Source organism: Acinetobacter pittii (assembly GCF_034064985.1).
Taxonomy (GTDB): Bacteria; Pseudomonadota; Gammaproteobacteria; order Pseudomonadales; family Moraxellaceae; genus Acinetobacter; species Acinetobacter pittii_H.
In genome coordinates this window covers 2,328,872-2,347,017 of sequence record NZ_CP139249.1, presented here as the reverse complement: position 1 = coordinate 2,347,017, position 18,146 = coordinate 2,328,872, and the positions used below count along the sequence as shown (strand labels likewise).

The 18,146-nt window shown below is 39.3% G+C and carries 15 protein-coding genes; 11 read left to right on the top strand and 4 right to left on the bottom strand.

Going from position 1 to position 18,146, the window contains the following annotated elements; genetic code table 11:
• Positions 1–101 precede the first annotated feature (101 nt).
• Together SOI76_RS11165 and SOI76_RS11160 are read left to right on the top strand one after the other, a co-directional pair.
• Positions 102–1,559: an NAD-dependent succinate-semialdehyde dehydrogenase gene (locus SOI76_RS11165; RefSeq protein WP_104080585.1), complete on the top strand. Its 1,458-nt coding sequence runs from the start codon at positions 102–104 to the stop codon at positions 1,557–1,559.
• Positions 1,556–1,939 (top strand): carboxymuconolactone decarboxylase family protein, encoded by a 384-nt coding sequence (locus SOI76_RS11160; protein ID WP_000064100.1) that lies wholly within the window; start codon positions 1,556–1,558, stop codon positions 1,937–1,939. The genes SOI76_RS11165 and SOI76_RS11160 overlap by 4 nt, the downstream gene beginning before the upstream one ends.
• A gap of 64 nt (positions 1,940–2,003) precedes the next feature.
• Here SOI76_RS11160 and SOI76_RS11155 read toward each other — a convergent pair whose 3' ends face one another.
• Positions 2,004–2,909: a LysR family transcriptional regulator gene (locus tag SOI76_RS11155; protein ID WP_104080584.1), complete on the bottom strand. Its 906-nt coding sequence runs from the start codon at positions 2,907–2,909 to the stop codon at positions 2,004–2,006.
• 98 nt (positions 2,910–3,007) lie between these two features.
• On the opposite strand from SOI76_RS11155, the gene SOI76_RS11150 reads away from it, so the two are divergent.
• Entirely contained in the window at positions 3,008–3,604 is a 597-nt protein-coding gene (locus SOI76_RS11150; protein WP_104080583.1) for an NAD(P)H-dependent oxidoreductase, read from the top strand.
• Between the two features lie 56 nt (positions 3,605–3,660).
• Here SOI76_RS11150 and pobR read toward each other — a convergent pair whose 3' ends face one another.
• On the bottom strand, positions 3,661–4,476 hold the full coding sequence (gene pobR, locus SOI76_RS11145) for an IclR family transcriptional regulator PobR (protein WP_017385546.1): 816 nt from the start codon (positions 4,474–4,476) through the stop codon (positions 3,661–3,663).
• A gap of 141 nt (positions 4,477–4,617) precedes the next feature.
• Here pobR and pobA point away from each other — a divergent pair, with 141 nt between their 5' ends.
• Positions 4,618–5,832, top strand: a complete 1,215-nt coding sequence (gene pobA, locus SOI76_RS11140) for a 4-hydroxybenzoate 3-monooxygenase (protein WP_104080582.1) — start codon at positions 4,618–4,620, stop codon at positions 5,830–5,832.
• Positions 5,833–5,982: 150 nt separating this feature from the next.
• Here pobA and alr read toward each other — a convergent pair whose 3' ends face one another.
• Complete coding sequence (alr, locus tag SOI76_RS11135; protein WP_104080581.1) at positions 5,983–7,275, bottom strand: alanine racemase; 1,293 nt, start codon at positions 7,273–7,275, stop codon at positions 5,983–5,985.
• Positions 7,276–8,521: 1,246 nt separating this feature from the next.
• Between alr and yvoA the strand changes: the two genes are divergently transcribed.
• The 7 genes from yvoA to phnX all read left to right on the top strand — a co-directional run bounded on the left by yvoA (position 8,522) and on the right by phnX (position 16,614).
• On the top strand, positions 8,522–9,244 hold the full coding sequence (gene yvoA / locus SOI76_RS11130) for a UTRA domain-containing protein (protein ID WP_104080580.1): 723 nt from the start codon (positions 8,522–8,524) through the stop codon (positions 9,242–9,244).
• Positions 9,245–9,335: 91 nt separating this feature from the next.
• Positions 9,336–10,373: a putative 2-aminoethylphosphonate ABC transporter substrate-binding protein gene (locus SOI76_RS11125; RefSeq protein WP_104080579.1), complete on the top strand. Its 1,038-nt coding sequence runs from the start codon at positions 9,336–9,338 to the stop codon at positions 10,371–10,373.
• Between the two features lie 22 nt (positions 10,374–10,395).
• Entirely contained in the window at positions 10,396–11,598 is a 1,203-nt protein-coding gene (locus SOI76_RS11120) for an ABC transporter ATP-binding protein (RefSeq protein ID WP_104080578.1), read from the top strand.
• Complete coding sequence (fbpB, locus tag SOI76_RS11115) at positions 11,592–13,301, top strand: putative 2-aminoethylphosphonate ABC transporter permease subunit (RefSeq protein WP_104080577.1); 1,710 nt, start codon at positions 11,592–11,594, stop codon at positions 13,299–13,301. Before SOI76_RS11120 ends, fbpB begins: the two co-directional genes overlap by 7 nt.
• A gap of 101 nt (positions 13,302–13,402) precedes the next feature.
• Positions 13,403–14,557, top strand: a complete 1,155-nt coding sequence (msoX, locus tag SOI76_RS11110) for a TIGR03364 family FAD-dependent oxidoreductase (RefSeq protein ID WP_104080576.1) — start codon at positions 13,403–13,405, stop codon at positions 14,555–14,557.
• 26 nt (positions 14,558–14,583) lie between these two features.
• Positions 14,584–15,771, top strand: a complete 1,188-nt coding sequence (phnW, locus tag SOI76_RS11105) for a 2-aminoethylphosphonate--pyruvate transaminase (protein ID WP_104080575.1) — start codon at positions 14,584–14,586, stop codon at positions 15,769–15,771.
• A gap of 27 nt (positions 15,772–15,798) precedes the next feature.
• Positions 15,799–16,614, top strand: coding sequence for a phosphonoacetaldehyde hydrolase (gene phnX, locus SOI76_RS11100; RefSeq protein ID WP_104080574.1), 816 nt, complete (start codon positions 15,799–15,801; stop codon positions 16,612–16,614).
• A gap of 223 nt (positions 16,615–16,837) precedes the next feature.
• Here phnX and mucK read toward each other — a convergent pair whose 3' ends face one another.
• Positions 16,838–18,088, bottom strand: a complete 1,251-nt coding sequence (gene mucK / locus SOI76_RS11095) for an MFS transporter (protein WP_104080573.1) — start codon at positions 18,086–18,088, stop codon at positions 16,838–16,840.
• Between the last annotated feature and the right edge of the window lie 58 nt (positions 18,089–18,146).

Below are 18,146 nucleotides of genomic sequence, written 5' to 3'. Positions count from 1 at the left end.
AAATTAATTTTTGGTATGCCATAATACAAGGTTGATGGTGAGCTATTTAATTTATGTATCGCTCCACTATCAATGCAGAAGATCTCAATAGGATAATGATCATGCAGCTTAATGAACTCGCTTTATTTCGTCAGCAAGCCTTTGTTGCTGGAAAGTGGTGCGATGCAGACCATCAACAAACATCCGAAATTTTAAATCCGGCGACATTAGAGATTATTGGTACTGTCCCAAATATGGGCAAAGCTGAAGCCGAGCGTGCCATTGAAGCTGCCAAAGAAGCTTGGCCGCTATGGAAAAATAAAACAGCAAAAGATCGATCAATTATTTTAAAAAAATGGTTCGATTTAATCATTTCAAATGCAGATGAATTAGCTTTTATTTTAACGAGTGAGCAAGGAAAGCCCTTAGCTGAAGCCAAGGGTGAAATTTTATATGCTGCCAGTTTTATTGAATGGTTTGCTGAAGAAGCAAAACGAGTGTATGGCGATATTATTCCGAGTCCATATCCCGATGCTCGTATTGTCGTAAATAAACAGCCTATTGGCGTCGTTGCAGCTATTACGCCGTGGAATTTTCCCGCTGCCATGATTACGCGTAAGGTTGCTCCAGCCTTGGCGGCGGGTTGTCCTTGTATAGTAAAACCGGCGCCTGAAACGCCTTTTACTGCTTTGGCTTTAGTGGACTTAGCCGTGCAAGCTGGCGTGCCTGCTGAAATCTTTAGTGTGATTACAGGTGATGCAGTTCATATTGGTGATGCGATTTTTGAAAGTGATGTCGTACGCAAGTTTACTTTTACCGGTTCAACACCAGTTGGCAAAATGTTGCTTGAGCGTTCAGCAAAAACCTTAAAAAAAGTTTCCTTAGAGTTGGGTGGCAATGCGCCGTTTATTGTATTTGATGATGCCGATTTAGATGCAGCAATTGAGGGAGCGCTCATTGCTAAATTTAGAAATGCAGGGCAAACCTGTGTCTGCGTCAATCGATTTTTAGTGCAGGCGGGCATTTATGAAAAATTTATTGCTGCCATAAGCCAAAAAATCCAAAACTTTAATATTGGTAATGGATTAGAAGCTGGGCATGACATTGGGCCATTAATTAATGCCAATGCGGTGAAAAAAGTTGAAGCTCATATTCAAGATGCATTAGATAAAAATGGTCGTCTTGTGATTGGTGGTAAAAGGCATACTGCGGGTGAATTATTTTTTGAACCGACACTAATTGCAGATGTTACCGCTGATATGGATGTTGCAACCCAAGAAACGTTTGGTCCGCTAGCAGCTGTATTTAAATTTGAAACCGAGCAACAAGCAGTTGAAATGGCAAATGCAACTGAATTTGGTTTAGCCGCATATTGTTATACCAAAGATTTAGGCCGTGCTTGGCGAATGAGTGAACAGCTTGAGTATGGCATGGTCGGAATTAATAAAGGCCTTATTTCAAATGAAGTTGCGCCTTTTGGTGGCATTAAACAGTCTGGTTTGGGGCGTGAAGGTTCTAAATACGGTATTGAAGATTATCTGGAAATTAAATACACCTTGTTTGGAGGATTGAATATATGAGTAATGAAAAATTTGAAAAGGGTTTAGCAATCCGTAAACAAGTTCTTGGTGAAGAATATGTAAATAATTCAATCAACAATGCTGATGAGTTTAATCTTCCTCTTCAAGAATTAGTCACTGAATATTGCTGGGGAGCTGTTTGGGGGCGTGAAGAATTAAGTAAGCCTGAGCGCAGTTTAATTAATTTGGCAATGATCTCAGCTTTAAATCGTCCGCATGAATTAAAACTACATGTTAAAGGTGCACTTCGAAATGGTGTACCTAAAGAGAAAATTCGTGAAGTGCTTTTGCAGGTTGCAATTTACTGTGGCGTGCCTGCTGCTGTAGATAGCTTTCGAATTGCTAAAGAGGCAATTAAAGAGTTTGAGTCTGAGCAATAAACGTTGCCTTTGAATAATTAAAAAAGCCTTGTTCAAGTGGACGAGGCTTTTTTTATTTTTAAGCTTATTTGTTCAGTTCAGGGGGTAAATGCTGCGCCAAATAATCAATTGCAAGACGGGTTTTGAGTGGCATAAAAGGCAGTGTAGGCCATACTAAATGAATCGGAAAAGCAGTGCTCGACATGGCGTCTAACACTTGTACCAGCTTACCGTCCTGTAATTCATTTTGAATGAGCCAGTCGGGTAGCCAAGCGATACCAGCTCCAGCAAGCGCTGCATTTTTAATAGCTTGTAAGTCATTTAAAAGAAGTTTTGCTTTGGGCTTAATAAAGAAAGGCTCGCTATTTTCTTTTTGAAGTCGCCATTTCTGCATTTGACCAAAATGCGGATCGGCAATCGTGGCGTGCTGGTCTAAGTCCTCAATATGTTCTAGGGGACCTGCTTTATTTAAATAGTCAGGTGAGGCACAAAGTAGCATTCGATGCTCACCAATCGGTTTGGCAACGAGCTGAGTGGTGTCAGGCAATACCCCGATTCTTATACATAAATCAAAACCTTCTTCGATCAAGTCTACATTTCGGTCATTAAATGAAATTTCTAGCTGTAAGTCCGCATGCTGCTGAGCAAATTTAACCATGAGCGGGGTAGCAAAGAGTTGTCCAAAAAGTACAGGCACAGACATTCTTAATCGGCCTGTTGCGTTAATTTTCCTTTGGTCTAATAAAGCTGCCGCATTTTGTATTTCACTTAACGCTCGGCGGCTATGTTCATAAAACAAAGCTCCTTCGTCAGTCATGCTGAGTGAACGTGTTGTTCTTTTAAATAGAGCTACACCAAGCTGTTCTTCAAGCCGAGCAATATTTTTACTTATGGCTGAGCGAGTTAAATGTAATTGCTCGGCAGCTTTTACAAAACTTCCAGCTTCAACCACCGTCACAAATATAGAAATTGCACTCAACTCATGTTGCATGATTGTTGCCTAAAAGGAACCAATGATAAGAAATAATATCACCACTGTTGAATTTATTGTGGGGTTAATATGGCTTCATCAAAAACGTGGAGATGGTCATGGCTAAAATATTGGTATTAAAATCCAGCATTATGGGTGAGGGTTCTCAAACCAATCGCCTAATCGATGTAATGCTTGAACACCGTAAAGGCCAAGGTTTGCAAGATGACATTACCATACGCAATTTAGCTGAAATGAACCTGCCTGTATTAGATTTGGAAATTTTTCAGGCGCTTCGTGGGGCTGAAAATGTAAATCAAGACATTCAACGAATCGTTGCTTTGTCTGATGAATTAATTGCTGAATTAAAAAGTGCCGATTTATTGGTGATAGGCGCACCCATGTACAACTTAAATGTGCCGACTCAACTTAAAAACTGGTTTGACTTGGTGGCACGGGCAAGACAAACATTCCGCTACACCGAAACTTATCCTCAAGGTTTGGTGAAAGGGGTAAAAGCGGTGGTAGTAAGTAGTCGGGGTGGTATTCATGTCGGCCAAGAAACTGAGGCAGTCACGCCTTATCTCAAAGCGGTGTTAGGGCTAATGGGCATTCATGACGTTGAATTTATCTATGCAGAAGGCTTAGACATGCAGGCTTATCGCAGCAACGCTTTAGATTTGGCAAGCCAGCAAGTTAAAGAATTCGCTGTTTAAAATTATGAGTTGAAACTCTTGTACCTCTAACTGATGACAAGAGTTTCTAAGTCTATTTAAATTACATTTCTAAGTTCATTTGCTGTGTTGCGCAGCAATGGCAAAATTTGCTGAACCAAATAATCTTCTTGTACACGGTTGGTTTGAGACATGCAGTTAAGCGCTGCTATGGCTTGACCTTGGGCGTTAAATACGGGCACCGCAATCGCAATCACGCCAAGCTCATGTTCTTCTTTGGAAAGACAATAATCCGATAACGAAATACCCTTAAGCACTTCAAAAAACTTTGACTCATCTACTATGGTAAATGGCGTTAAGCGCTTTAAACCATAATTTTTTACCCATGTGTGCTGAGCTTCTTCAGGGAGTGCTGCCAGCAATACTTTACCCGTGGAAGTGGCATGGGCAGGGAGTCGGTTTCCTAAGTGCATCCCATACGGGCTAACACGTAAATTATCTTGCTGCGGTAAATAACTACGGGCAATCGGCACCACTTCGTTATCGTCTAACACCACAATTGAAAAAGTCAGAGATGTCTGCGCACACAAAAGGTTTAAAAATGATTGAGCAACTTTAGGCAGGTGGGCAGAGCTTAGATAAGAACTCGAAAAGCGCAGCACGCGATGAGTGAGCCAAAAGTAATGTTCATCGGTTTCTAAATAGCCTAAGTATTTTAAAGTTTTAAGATAACGCCTTGCTGCTGTTCGGCTAATACCGGTTCGTTCAGCCACTTGAGTGACATTAAGCCGCTGGCGATCTGTTCCAAAAGCTTCCAGTAAAGCCAAGCCTTTTGCTAAGCCTGCAATGTAGTCTTCTTGACGAATTTTCTCATGCGAGTTTGGGTGCTCTAAAAAAGCATCGAGAGAAGGCATCCTTTCATTCCTGTTATTTTGGTTGTTTCTGTCCGCTATTCGGACAAACTAAATGATAAACGGTTATTTTCGTCTTGGATACATAGTGCACAAAACTTAAAGCCAGTAATTTAAAAGTCAGGATGAAACAAGGATGAAGTTATGGAAATTTTAAAGACACAGGTTGCAATTATTGGATCTGGACCAGCAGGGTTATTGCTTGGGCAACTTCTATATAAAGCTGGCATCGACCATATTATTGTTGAGCAGCGTAGTGCTGAATATGTGGCTTCACGGATTCGTGCAGGAATTTTAGAGCAAGTTTCGGTCGACTTACTGAAACAAGCAGGTGTTGACCAAAACTTAAAAGACAAAGGATTACCGCATTCAGGCATTGAAATCTTAACCAATGGTGAATTGCATCGAGTTGATTTAGCTGCACTCACGGGTGGCAAACAAGTGACCGTATATGGTCAGACCGAAGTCACCAAAGATTTAATGACTGCGCGTGAAGCAGAGCAGCTCACTTCATTTTATGAAGCTCAAAATGTACAAGTAAAAGATTTTTACACTGCACCAAAAGTTGAGTTTGAGTACCAAGGTAAAGCCTTTCAAATTCAGTGTGACTTTATTGCTGGTTGTGATGGCTACCATGGTGTCTGCCGTGCCAGCGTGCCAGACGATAAAATTAAAACCTTTGAAAAAGTTTATCCGTTTGGCTGGTTAGGGGTGTTGGCCGATGTGCCACCTGTAGCCGATGAACTCATTTATGTACAGTCAGAGCGTGGATTTGCTTTATGTAGTATGCGTTCAGAAACACGTAGCCGTTATTATTTACAAGTCCCTTTAACAGATCACGTCGAAGATTGGTCAGATGAAAAGTTCTGGGATGAGTTAAAAAATCGCCTAGACCCTGAAAGCCGTGAAAAGCTAGTGACAGGACCTTCTATTGAAAAAAGTATCGCGCCGTTACGCAGCTTTGTGACAGAGCCAATGCGTTTTGGAAAACTATTTTTAGCTGGCGATGCTGCGCATATTGTTCCACCGACTGGAGCAAAAGGCCTCAATCTGGCGGCTTCCGATATTGCTTATTTATCAAGTGCGCTTGTTGAATATTATGTCGAAGGTTCCGAGCAAGGTATAAATGAATACTCAGAAAAATGCCTACAACGTGTATGGAAAGCTGAGCGCTTTTCTTGGTGGATGACTCATTTATTGCATCGTTTTGAAACTGAAAGTGAGTTTGATCACAAGATTAAACAAGCCGAGTTAAGTTATGTGCTTGGCTCGATTGCAGGTAAAACCACATTGGCCGAAAACTATGTCGGTTTGCCTTATGAGATTAAGCAAATTGATAGTTTTAAGCACGCAAGCTAAAGACTAAGTAAAAAATAAAAAGGGCATGCAAATGTCCTTTTTTTATATAAAAACTGGATGGAATGAGATCGGTTAAAAGATGTGATTCGGCTATAAAGTAGCCCCAATACTATTCAAAATACAGGGGCTACCTATCAATTCACCTAAAGTTTATTCAGCGGTTGCCGTAACTTTATTATTGGTTAATATCACTTGTTGTTGAGATTGAAGGGGCTTAATCACTTGTGGATTAGAGTTACTCCACGGGATATAGGCTTCTGTCAAAATATGGCCTGTAAGACTGGTTAAATCACTCGTTTTAACTTCTGCATCGCCTTGACGACCAAATAATACAACTTCATCACCTGCTTTGGCCTCTGGAATATCGGTTACATCAACCATCACAGTATTCATTGATACTCGACCTACCACTGGTGCTTTTTGTCCATTTATTAATACAAAAGCCTTATTACTAAAACTACGACGGTAACCATCCGAATAACCTACAGGGAGGTTTGCGAGTCTAGAGTCACGTTTTAAAGTATAAGTTTGGTCATAACCTACAGTTGAATCTTTAAGGTAATTATTCACTGCGGCAATTTGTGTTTTAAATGCCATCATACCTTTAAATTCAGGGTGATTAGGAAAATCCCCATATATAATTGCGCCTGCACGAACCATATCTAAATGTGATTCAGGAACGTTTACGGTAGCAAATGAATTAGCTGTATGTAATGTTAATTCTTTACGATTAAGTTTGGCTTTTTTAATCAACCATGCGGTTTGTTCATTAAATTGCGCCAGACGCTCACGAACAAATTTTTCATCTTCTACGGCATAGTGGGTCATAATGCCGTCAATTTTAAGATGAGGGAGTTTGGTGATCGCCACAGCTTGTTCTTTGCCTAGAGCCGTAGACATTTCAAGACCATTACGATCCATACCACCCGAATTTAAAGCCAAGCTGTAATGAACAGTTGTATTGTTCGCTTCTGCCCATTTAGACATACGAGCAGCTTGGTCATAATTACCTAAAAGCTCTTCAATATTTAAAGCCTGTGCGTTAATAATTTCACTATCTGTGGCTGTACGTAAACGTGTAATTTTGCCTTTATAGCCATGCTTACGCACCATAGCCGCTTCAGCATTACTGGTAATGCCAATACAAGATACATTTAACTTCATAACACTTGGCATAAGTAGGTCAATACTATGGCCGTATGCGTTAGCTTTCATGACTATACAAAGTTGTGTTTTGCCATTAAGTAACTGATTTGTCCTTTTAATATTATCTTCAAAAGCTTGAGTATCAATTTCTATCCATGCATTGGCTGTAGGAGCAGGACTTACTTCATTTGTAACATGGGGAGTAAGTAAGGGAGCTGCATGAGCAAATTGCACCGAACCGAATAATATTAATGCACAGCTATAAGCGAGATGAGAAAATTTTGTTTTAAGTTTCATGAGTTTTTTAATCTTTCCTGGCTGAATATAATTTAATGCTGGGTGGATTTTTATGGTTAAGTACTGAAATATAATTGATTTAAAATTTCACATGATTTTGTCGCAATAATACTTTCTCCTTAAAATATTATAGTCGCTATTAAGTAAAGTTTAATTTTGCTTAAAATAAATTGAAAAAATAAAAATCTGATTTCAATTAATCTTAATTAAATCTAAATATACATTCATAAAAAAACAAGAAGAAAAATTATTATATTTTTTGAATGTTATTTTTTTAATCTATTTATTAGGGCTATTTTTAATAAAATTTTTTAAAATATAACATTTGGTAAATAATTAACTTTATTATTGCAAAAGATTTTTTTATTTTTTAAATATATTTGATTGTATTTTTTATCAGTTGGTAAAATATAAAAAAATGGATGAATAAATATCCATAATTTTATTTAATAGAATACAAAAAATTAAAATAAATATATTTTCAAAAACTTATTTATTATTTATTAAGGATATTTAGAAATTATGGATTATGCCGTGTCAATTTTTAAGCATCTAATGTCATGTTTAATAGTTTTTCATAAGTTAATTTAAATTTTATAAATAGAATATTAATTAGGTTGAGTGAATAATTGGGTAATATTTAACCTTGGGTGTGTGGTCTTGGTTTTGTGCAATAAATAGGCTGGTATGTCATATATTATTTTTTTAATTCGATTTATTGTTTGAGATTTTGGTTCAATTAAAAATTTTATGTTTGTTTTGAAGTTAAGGAATTTTCTTAATATTTTAGTTTTTATTAAATAAATAATTTTATATTAAGACTTTATAAATATAAGATGATGAGTATGTTTTTTTAATTACTCGGAATAGTTTGGCTTTTTCTTGTTTATATTATTCTAATTCTATAAGGGTGTAATATAGGAGGGCTGATCTTGATTTTTAGTGCAAACCATCAGTTCCTGTGTAAGAGTCCGTATAGAAATATGAATTTTTATCTTAAAAAGTGTCTAATTAAATATCCTGTAATGGCTAGGCCATGCCGTTTTTTCTTGATGAACAAATGAGCTCAGGAAAGTTTTGCGAAGCCATCATAGGCGTACACCCACCATTTTTATGAAAAAATGAATTGGGATAAAATCGGGGAATAGGACGCATTTTGCTTAAAAGATCAGCATTAATAAAAGCTTTTGTCACATTTTTTCAGTATATTGCTATTAATTTCTTTATTTATAAATTCTAAGTTTGTATGGAACAGGACCAAGCTCGCATACCTAAATATATTCCTATCCGCGATGCAATTGCCCATGATATTGAATCTGGCGTATTAGAAGCCCACGCAAAACTCCCATCGGAAAGAGTGCTTTCTGAACAATTCCAAACCACTCGAGTGGCTGCACGTGAAGCTTTATTGGCTTTGGAAACTGATGGTCTGATTTATCGTTTAGACCGCCGTGGTTGGTATGTTCGCTCTCCTCGTATTATTTATCATCCGCAATCTACAAAAAACTTTAATCAGTTTGTGATTGAACAAGGCTATGAACCTTCTACAGAAGTGATTTCGAGTGAAATAACACAGGCTACTTCTTGGGATGCCAAGCATTTAAAAGTTGAAAAAGGGCATCCAATTTATTCAGTTTGGCGACGTCGTTGTATTAATGGTCGCCCTGTTTTGGTTGAGCATTTACGTGTGAATGCCGAGCTTTTTCCCGAGTTTTTATCTCATGATCTCAAGCAATCCATTACTTTGCTGATGGCAAATCAATATAACTGCCATATCACCAGAGCCGATATTAACCTCTATCCAACAGCTTTATCGGAACAGCAGGCCAAAGCACTGCATGTGAATGTGGGCGCACTGGGTTTATATATTTGCCGTAGCAACAGAAATAAAGAAGGCGAAATTACTGATGTTGACCAAGAATATTGGTTACACGATGTTTTAGATTTACATTTCGAAGCGCGAGCATAAAAATAAAATCTGGTTTAAACCAGATTAATTAAACTGTCATATAAAGCTGTTGAAATACCATCATCAAATAATTGCATTCGATGGTTTGCAGATGAAACAGTATGTTCAACAGACAATTAAACTCGGTGCTGCATCAGTTTTAGGTGTAGTAGTTGCTATTCAAATGGGATGTTCATCAGCAACATCAAAACAATCAGAAGAAATTACAGTCTATACGGCAGTGGAAGCCGACCAGCTTAAACAGTACCAAGAAGAATTATATCAAGCCTATCCAGAGCTAAAAGTAAAATGGGTACGAGATTCAACAGGTGTGATTACCGCTAAACTTTTGGCAGAGCAGAAGAATCCTCAAGCGGATGTGGTTTTTGGTGTGGCTTTAACCAGCTTACTGGTCATGGAAAAGAAAGACATGCTCGAGCCTTTTAAACCTGAAGGTGTGCAAAATTTAAAACCGGAATTTGTGAGCCAAAAACCTGTACCGACTTGGACGGGTATGGATGCATGGGAATCTGCAATTTGTGTCAATAAAGTCGAATTAGAAAAACGTAAGCTACCGATTCCAAAAACTTGGAAAGATTTAACCAACCCCATTTATAAAAACCTGATTGTGATGCCGAATCCGGCTTCGAGTGGCACAGGCTATTTAGATGTCACGGCTTGGATGCAAATTTGGGGTGAAAAGCAGGCATGGGACTATATGCAAGCTTTAGATAAAAACATTTCACAATATCCTCATTCGGGTTCAAAACCTTGCAAGATGGCTGCACAGGGCGAAATCCCAATTGGAGTTTCTTTCGGTTATCCAGCATTTAAATTAAAAGCAGAGGGTGCACCTTTAGAAGTAGTTTATCCAACTGAAGGTTTAGGCTGGGAAATGGAAGCCTCAGCAATTGTGAAAGGAACCAAGAAATTAAGTAGCGCACAAAAATTTATAAATTGGTCGGTAAGCAAAGCGGCAAACGAAGCCTATGCCCATAACTTTTCAATGGTGGCCTATAAAGGCATTGAAAATACCACTATGGACTTCCCGAAAAATCTTCCTCAAATGCTCGTAAAAAATGATTTTTATTGGGCGGCCGAGCAGCGTGAACGTATTTTGGCTGAATGGTCAAAGCGTTTTGAAAAGTGATCTTTTGGATAAGGGTCTTATTATGCAAATTCCTTCGTCATTGCAGTCATCGCTGCTAGGTCAAAACCAAAAGGCCGAGTTAGCAGGGCATTTATTGTCGACCTTAACGACCTATAAATATCCTGAACATGGCCCTTCGGTTTTAGAAGTAGTGGATATTCAAAAAAAGTTCCAACACTTTCAGGCTCTAACACATATTAATTTAGACCTTAAAGCTGGCGAGTTCGTGAGCTTTTTGGGACCTTCTGGATGCGGTAAAACCACATTGCTACGCATAATTGCGGGTCTAGAAAAACCTGATTATGGAAAAGTCATAAAAAAGGGCACTGATATTACGTTGTTGAGTGCTGAAAAGCGTCACTGTGGCATTGTGTTTCAAAACTATGCGTTATTTCCAAACTTAAACGTTGAAGAAAATATTGCTTTTGGCTTAGATAAAAAGAAATGGGATAAGGCACAGCGTAGCCAACGAGTTCAACAGTTATTACAACTGATTGAGTTACCTGATATTGCAAAAAAATATCCAAACCAATTATCGGGTGGGCAGCAGCAACGTGTTGCGCTCGCTCGGGCAATTGCACCGAATCCGGATATTTTATTGCTAGATGAACCGCTTTCAGCACTTGATGCTCAGGTACGTTTGAACCTAAGACAAAAGATTCGCTCAATTCAATCGCAGCTTAATTTGCCTACTATTATGGTGACGCACGACCAAGAAGAAGCATTAAGCATTTCTGACCGTGTTGTGGTGATGAATCACGGCGTGATTGAGCAAATCGATACGCCGCACAATATTTACTACAAGCCACAAACCCAATTCGTTGCAAAGTTTATTGGCACAATGAACTTTTTAAAAGCCATTTGTGCAGTACCCAATCAGCTCAATGTTTTAGGTTTTATTCCTTTAAATTTGGAACAGCAAAAACTTAAAGCTGGGCAAAACTACAGCATTGGTTTTAGACCGGAAGCGGTCGAGTTGGTTGATGATTTCGGTAGTGATAAAGAGTCGTTGTATTTGCCAGTTAAAGTAATAAGCACTGAATTTTTAGGCGCAAAACGTCGTTTGTTTTGCACTATTCATATCGATGGAATTGAGCAGGCAAAACACCTTTTGCAAATTGAAATTGAAAATACAAAGTTCAAATCTTTGCAAGAACTGATGTTTATAAAAGTGCCTAATCAGCTCATCCATGTCTTTGACGAACACGGGTACGCACTATGTTAAATGAAGCTGCTTCAGCGGTTTTAAAAACACAGCCGCGTCGAAAAACTGAATATTCATTAAGATCAAATATTGCTTTGGCTATGGTCGCAATCGCTTTGACTTTAGCGATTATTGCTCCTTTAATGATGCTATTTGAAACCGCATTTTTTGATGAAAATCAAAGTTTTGTTGGTCTTGAAAATTTTTATAATTATTTTGCAAGCCCAGCTTTACTCAGTTCTATATTTAACTCGGTCTGGGTTGCTTGTGCTGCTACTGTCATTACAGTATTTCTTGCCAGTATTTATGCTTTTGCCCTCACCAATGTGAATATAAAAGGCAAAGGCTTCTTTAAACTGGTGGCTTTTTTACCCATTTTAGCGCCGTCACTTTTGCCTTCTTTGGCATTGGTTTATTTGTTTGGTAAGCAAGGCGTATTAAAACCTTTACTGGGCGACATACAAATTTATGGCCCAATCGGTATTTTAATCAGTTACTGCTTTTGGCTATTTCCTGCAATTTTGATGTTGATGATGGTGTCTTTTCGCAGTGTCGATCAGCGTTTAATTGAGGCGTCTTTGTCACTGGGTAAAAATATCTGGAAGACACATTACCACGTCACGCTACCTGCAATTCGCTATGGGCTTATTAGTGCAAGTCTGGTGGCTTTTATTTATGTACTGACTGATTTTGGTATTCCAAAAGTCATTGGCGGTTCATTTAACATGATGGCGCTTGATGTCTATAAACAGATTATTGGTCAGCAAAACATGAGTATGGGTGCGGTAATTTCCATCTTGTTATTGCTACCAGCAATTTTTGTGTTCATTTTCGACCGTATACAAGGCAAGCGGCATGCACGGTTTCAAGCCTTTCAGGCTAAACCTTATGTTTCAGCATCGAATAAAAAACTTGAAGTCGTTCTGAGCATATTTTGTAGCTTGGTTTCAGCTACGATTTTACTGATTATCTTTACGGCTGTGCTCGCATCATTTATTCAGTCTTGGCCTTATGATTTGTCTTTGACCTTAGCACATTATAGTTTTGAATATGTCGATGGTGGTGGTTGGGCAGCCTACTTCAACTCAGTTCGCATGGCACTCTTTAGTACAGTTTTTGGAACAGCACTGATTTTTATGGTGGCACTATTAACCGAACGTTTTAAGGCACATCCACTCATTAAAAACTATGTGCAAGCTTTGGTTCTACTGCCACTCGCTGTGCCGGGGCTGGTCTTGGGTATTGCTTATATTTTGTTTTTTAACCAGCAGAGTAATCCGTTAAATGTGTTGTATGGAACCATGACTATTTTGGTGATTTCAACCATTGTGCATTATTACACTGTGCCACACCTCACTTTAACCAATGCCATTAAGCAGATTCCGCTACAGCTCGATCAGGCAGCAGAAACTCTAGGAACATCGAAGTGGAAAACCTTTTGGAAAGTATATTTGCCCATGTGTTTTCCAGCGCTATGTGATGTGTCGGTCTATGTTTTTGTCAATGCCATGACCACTGTGTCGGCTGCCATTTTCCTCTATTCACCAGACACCAGTTTAGCGGCGGTAGCCGTTTTAAATATGGATGATGCGGGAGACACGGTTGCTGCTGTTGCCATGAGCATTCTCATTTTAACCACCTCATGTGTTGTAAAACTCATTCACTGGTTATTTACCCGAAAAATTATGGCAAGAAGTCAGCAATGGTGTGAAAGCTCTCACTAAGCTTTAACTAAACACAATTTTTATTTAACCGACTGAAACGAAATGCTTTGTTCAACAAGGCAAGGGTTTATTCATCCTAAATTTCGCAAATTGGAAGTCTTATGAATCACGTACAGTTTGATTTAATTGTTGTCGGAGCCGGTATTTTAGGTTTGTCCGCTGCCATACAGGCACAAGAACAAGGCTTGAAAGTCTGTATCTTTGAGAAAAATGCCAAGCCTGTGGGCGCAACTCGCCGTAATTTCGGCATGGTCGGAACATCGACCTTAACCCATCCAGAGCAAAAGTGGCGAAAGTACGCGCTTGAAACGCGTTCTTTTTATCAGCGTATTCAAACTGAAACCGATATTTCATTTGCTCAACGCCAAGGTGTTTATCTCGCAAACACTGCACTTGAATGGCAGGTTTTAAATGAGTTTGCCGAGCGTGCAAATAACTATCAAATTCCAGTTCATTTGCTAAAGCATGAGGAGCTGGTCACCCAATTTTCTTATTTAAACCCCGCGCGGCAGTTTCAAGGCGGCTTGGTTTTTGAAGAAGATTATTCGGTTGAACCGCATGCGGTTGGGCAACGACTATTGGCATATGCACAGAGTCAAGGTGTAGAGATTTATACCAATGCCTGTGTCGTTCAAACCCAATATCAACATGAAATTTGTCAGGTTCGTTTGGCAAATGGTATGACTTATCAAGCAAATAAAGTTTTGATCTGTCACGGTGAAGTCATCGATGTTTTATATCCAGATCTCTTACAAAGCTTGAATCTGAAACGTTGTGGTTTGCAAATGGCCCTGACTCAACGGTTTCACCAAAACTTAAATGCTTCTCTTTATTCAGGCTTATCTATTTCACGTTATCCGGCTTTTGAAATTTGCCCAAGTCATGCAGAGCTGGTTAAAGCATCACAACAGGGTTTCATTAAAGAATTCGGTATTCATATTCTGATTAAACAAAATGAATTTGGCGAACTGATCGTAGGCGATAGTCATGAATATCATTCGACTAATGAAGCGCCTCAGTTCGAGCAACGTGAAGAGATTAATGAGTTTATTCAAACGTACTGCCACGAAAAACTAGGGCTGACTTTACCTCCAATTCAAAAACGCTGGATTGGTTATTACCTGACCCATGAACATGAGTTGGCCTGTTTCACTGAAGCCGAAAAAAATATCTTTCTGGTGAGTGCGATTGCTGGCAAAGGCATGACCATAGGGGCTGGGTTTATGAAAGAAATATTAGAACAAAATATTTATTAGTTTGTCATCTGGTTTAAACCAGATTGATGTATATTGAAATGAACGCGAAAGAAATGAGTAACATTATGAACATGCAACCCCAACTCGATATGGATTTAGAGAACAAGTATTTGCTTCTTACTCCAGGACCCTTATCAACATCGGCAACAGTACGCCGTGCCATGCAAAAAGACTGGTGTACTTGGGACCAAGAATACAACTCGCTGGTACAAGATATTCGTAATCAACTGGTCAACTTGGCAACCAGTCAACCTGAAAAATATACGGCTGTGTTAATGCAAGGCAGTGGAAGTTTTGCTGTGGAGTCTGTGCTTGGGTCAGCTATTCCGCGTGATGGCAAGATCTTGATTATCAATAACGGCGCATACGGTGCACGTATGGTGCAAATGGCACGTTGCTTAAATATTGAAGTTGTAGAACTGAACTATTTAGAAACCCAAGCACCAGATTTACAAGAAATTGAGCGTGTTTTAGAAGATAAAACTATTAGCCATGTTACTTGTGTGCACTGTGAAACCACCACAGGTATTTTAAATCCGATTCAAGAGATAGGCCGTTTAGTTAAAGCTGCAGGAAAAATCTGGATTGTAGATGCCATGAGTTCATTCGGTGGTGTGCCCATGGATATGGCTGAGCTTGAAATTGATTTTCTAATTTCAAGTGCAAATAAATGTATTCAAGGTGTTCCGGGCTTTGGCTTTATTTTGGCAAAGCGTGATTGCCTAGAAGCATGTAAAGGTTTAGCTCGTTCGGTCAGTCTCGATTTGTATGACCAGTGGAATACGATGGAGCAGTATAATGGTAAATGGCGCTTTACCTCGCCAACCCATGTGGTACGTGCTTTTTATCAGGCATTGCTTGAGCTTGAGGCAGAAGGCGGCGTTGCTGCACGTTATCAACGTTATTTACAAAACCAACAAACCTTATCTAAAGGTATGCAACAACTGGGCTTTGAATTGGTGCTCGGTAAAGAGTGCACACAATCGCCCATCATTACCACATTCCTTTACCCAACAGCCGAGACATTTAGCTTTCAGTCATTCTACGAAACGTTGAAAAATTCAGGTTATGTAATTTATCCGGGCAAAGTCACTGACCTTAACTGCTTCCGTATTGGCAATATTGGCGAAGTTTATATTCATGACATTGAAGGGCTTCTTACTGCGATTGTCAGCTACTGCGAAAACCACCTAAACCAAGCTGTAACAGCATAATTTTTATTAAATTAAAGGGAATACATCATGACGACCAACAATACACAAATTCAGGCTGTGGTTTTTGACTGGGCTGGCACAACAGTAGATTTTGGCTCACGCGCACCAATTTTAGCTTTTATGGCTTTGTTTAAAGACAATAAAGTTGAAATTACGGTTGAAGAAGCACGTGCACCAATGGGTTTAGAAAAACGTGACCATATTGCAGCAGTTTTAAAAATGCCGCGTGTCGCAGCGGCATGGCAGGAAGTCTATGGTCAGGCGGCAACTGAAGCAGATATTGACCGTTTATATAAAGACTTTATTCCATATCAATTAAATTCTATTCCGAAATGTTCTGCTTTAATTCCGGGGGCATTAGAAACGTTTGAAAATATTAAAAAGCGTGGTGCAAAAATTGGAAGTAACACGGGCTATGCATCCATGATGATTGGCCGCTTGGTCAAAGATGCTGCCGATCAGGGCTATCGACCAGACTGTATTGTTACTGCAAGCGACGTGAAATATGGCCGTCCATATCCTGAAATGCTTTGGAAGAACTTAATTCAACTCGACGTATCTGACATCAAAACTGTTGTAAAAGTAGATGATACCGTGGTGGGAATTGACGAAGGTTTAAACGCAGGGTGCTGGACAGTAGGACTTGCAGTTAGTGGTAATGAAGTCGGTTTAAGCTATGAAGAGTGGAGTGCATTATCGACCGATGAACAGATTGTTCTAAAAGATAAGGCATACCAAAAAATGAATGCGTCGGGCGCTCACTATGTGATTGATAGTGTCGCTGACCTGCCAAATGTACTCGATGATATTGAACGCCGTTTGGAGCAGGGTGAACGACCTTAAACAAATGTTTAGGTCTATATCTTTTTAAGCTTAGCTCCCTTGGGAGCTAAGCTTACCTAAAAAATTAAAATGAAGAGTAATAAACTCTACATATGTGGAAATAAGGAATAACTTTGAAGAGTAAATTCCTTATTTCTTGCTAATCATCTAAAACACATGTTTAGATCGTTAGACCATCAATCTTATAGTCATAGGACCTATAGGATTTTTTGTGATGGATCTTTTACGACTTTTGAGGGTCGTATAATTTTTCTTTAATGAATAGGGCTGGTATCACACCACAAATCAGGTAGGCAGCGCCCATCACGACAAAACCTAAACCAATTGAGCCGCCAGAGGCTAAGAAACCAATCGTTGCAGGGGCTAATGCAGCGCCTAAACGACCGACGTTATAAGCACCGCCAATAGCTGTACCGCGGATTGCTGTTGCAAAGCTTTCGGTCATGTAGGTTGCATTTACGCCATAAGGGATGCCGTAGAGGAAACCAAAGGTGACCAGTAAATATAAAATGTTGCTTGGTGAGTTATAAAAGACAATTAGCGGTAAGAAAATAGCAGTACCGATTGCACCAAAGGCATAGGTAAAGCGACGACCTAATTTATCAGCCATCATGCCTGCAAGGACTTTACCTAAAATCATGGCGGTATATGTACCTACCATATAAGAGGTCATTTCCTTAAATTTCATACCCAGTTCACTTTCTAGATATGACGGCATCCAGTTATTTACGCCATAGTAGCCAAACTGTAAAAAGCCCGCTGTTAATGCCCATAAGATAAACATATTGCGGTTTCGTTTATCTTGGAAAATAAGCTTAAATGCTGAAGTTTTTTGAGCATTCTGAGCTACAACAGGTTGTTGTAGTCGAGATTTTTGCCATGCTTCTGGTTCGGGTACAAGCACATGCATGAGGACAGCAATAACAACAGGAATAATCGCAACATAAAACAGCATGCGCCAGCCATGATCAGGAATAATCCAGCCTGCAAGCAAAGTCGCAACAATATAGCCGACGGTCCAGCCAGCCTGTAATGTGCCTAGTACTGTGGTGCGATAACGGGTTGGGACATATTCGGCCATGAGGGTATTACAGGCGATATAAAGTGAACCCAAACCCAGTGATGCAAAAAATCTTAAAATACCAAACTGAAGAAAGCTCTGAGTAAAACCTAAGCCACAGGTGAGGAGCGAGAAAGTTAAAATAGAAATAACAACAATGCGCACGCGACCAAATTTATCGCACGCCCATCCCCCAAAAATTCCACCAACAGCCATACCTGCCAATGTGAAACTGCCAAGCATACCTGCTTGTACTGAACTTAATCCAAAATCTGCCTTAATACTATTTAAGCTATAAGACAGCAGCATCAAATCTGCACCATCTACCAATAGTGCTAAAAATGCAAAAGTAAATGCTATTTTCCACGTATGAGGCTGTATACGAGAAAGACCTTCTTTGTAATTTGTAGCCATAATCCATTACCTACATTTGATAAAAAGCACTTCAAGTCGTTTTGAAGCGCTTAAAATT

Coding starts and splice junctions, on each gene's coding strand:
- SOI76_RS11165 (WP_104080585.1), top strand. CDS start 102: ATGCAGCTTAATGAACTCGCTTTATTTCGTCAGCAAGCCTTTGTTGCT.
- SOI76_RS11160 (WP_000064100.1), top strand. CDS start 1,556: ATGAGTAATGAAAAATTTGAAAAGGGTTTAGCAATCCGTAAACAAGTT.
- SOI76_RS11155 (WP_104080584.1), bottom strand. CDS start 2,909: ATGCAACATGAGTTGAGTGCAATTTCTATATTTGTGACGGTGGTTGAA.
- SOI76_RS11150 (WP_104080583.1), top strand. CDS start 3,008: ATGGCTAAAATATTGGTATTAAAATCCAGCATTATGGGTGAGGGTTCT.
- pobR (WP_017385546.1), bottom strand. CDS start 4,476: ATGCCTTCTCTCGATGCTTTTTTAGAGCACCCAAACTCGCATGAGAAA.
- pobA (WP_104080582.1), top strand. CDS start 4,618: ATGGAAATTTTAAAGACACAGGTTGCAATTATTGGATCTGGACCAGCA.
- alr (WP_104080581.1), bottom strand. CDS start 7,275: ATGAAACTTAAAACAAAATTTTCTCATCTCGCTTATAGCTGTGCATTA.
- yvoA (WP_104080580.1), top strand. CDS start 8,522: ATGGAACAGGACCAAGCTCGCATACCTAAATATATTCCTATCCGCGAT.
- SOI76_RS11125 (WP_104080579.1), top strand. CDS start 9,336: ATGAAACAGTATGTTCAACAGACAATTAAACTCGGTGCTGCATCAGTT.
- SOI76_RS11120 (WP_104080578.1), top strand. CDS start 10,396: ATGCAAATTCCTTCGTCATTGCAGTCATCGCTGCTAGGTCAAAACCAA.
- fbpB (WP_104080577.1), top strand. CDS start 11,592: ATGTTAAATGAAGCTGCTTCAGCGGTTTTAAAAACACAGCCGCGTCGA.
- msoX (WP_104080576.1), top strand. CDS start 13,403: ATGAATCACGTACAGTTTGATTTAATTGTTGTCGGAGCCGGTATTTTA.
- phnW (WP_104080575.1), top strand. CDS start 14,584: ATGTATATTGAAATGAACGCGAAAGAAATGAGTAACATTATGAACATG.
- phnX (WP_104080574.1), top strand. CDS start 15,799: ATGACGACCAACAATACACAAATTCAGGCTGTGGTTTTTGACTGGGCT.
- mucK (WP_104080573.1), bottom strand. CDS start 18,088: ATGGCTACAAATTACAAAGAAGGTCTTTCTCGTATACAGCCTCATACG.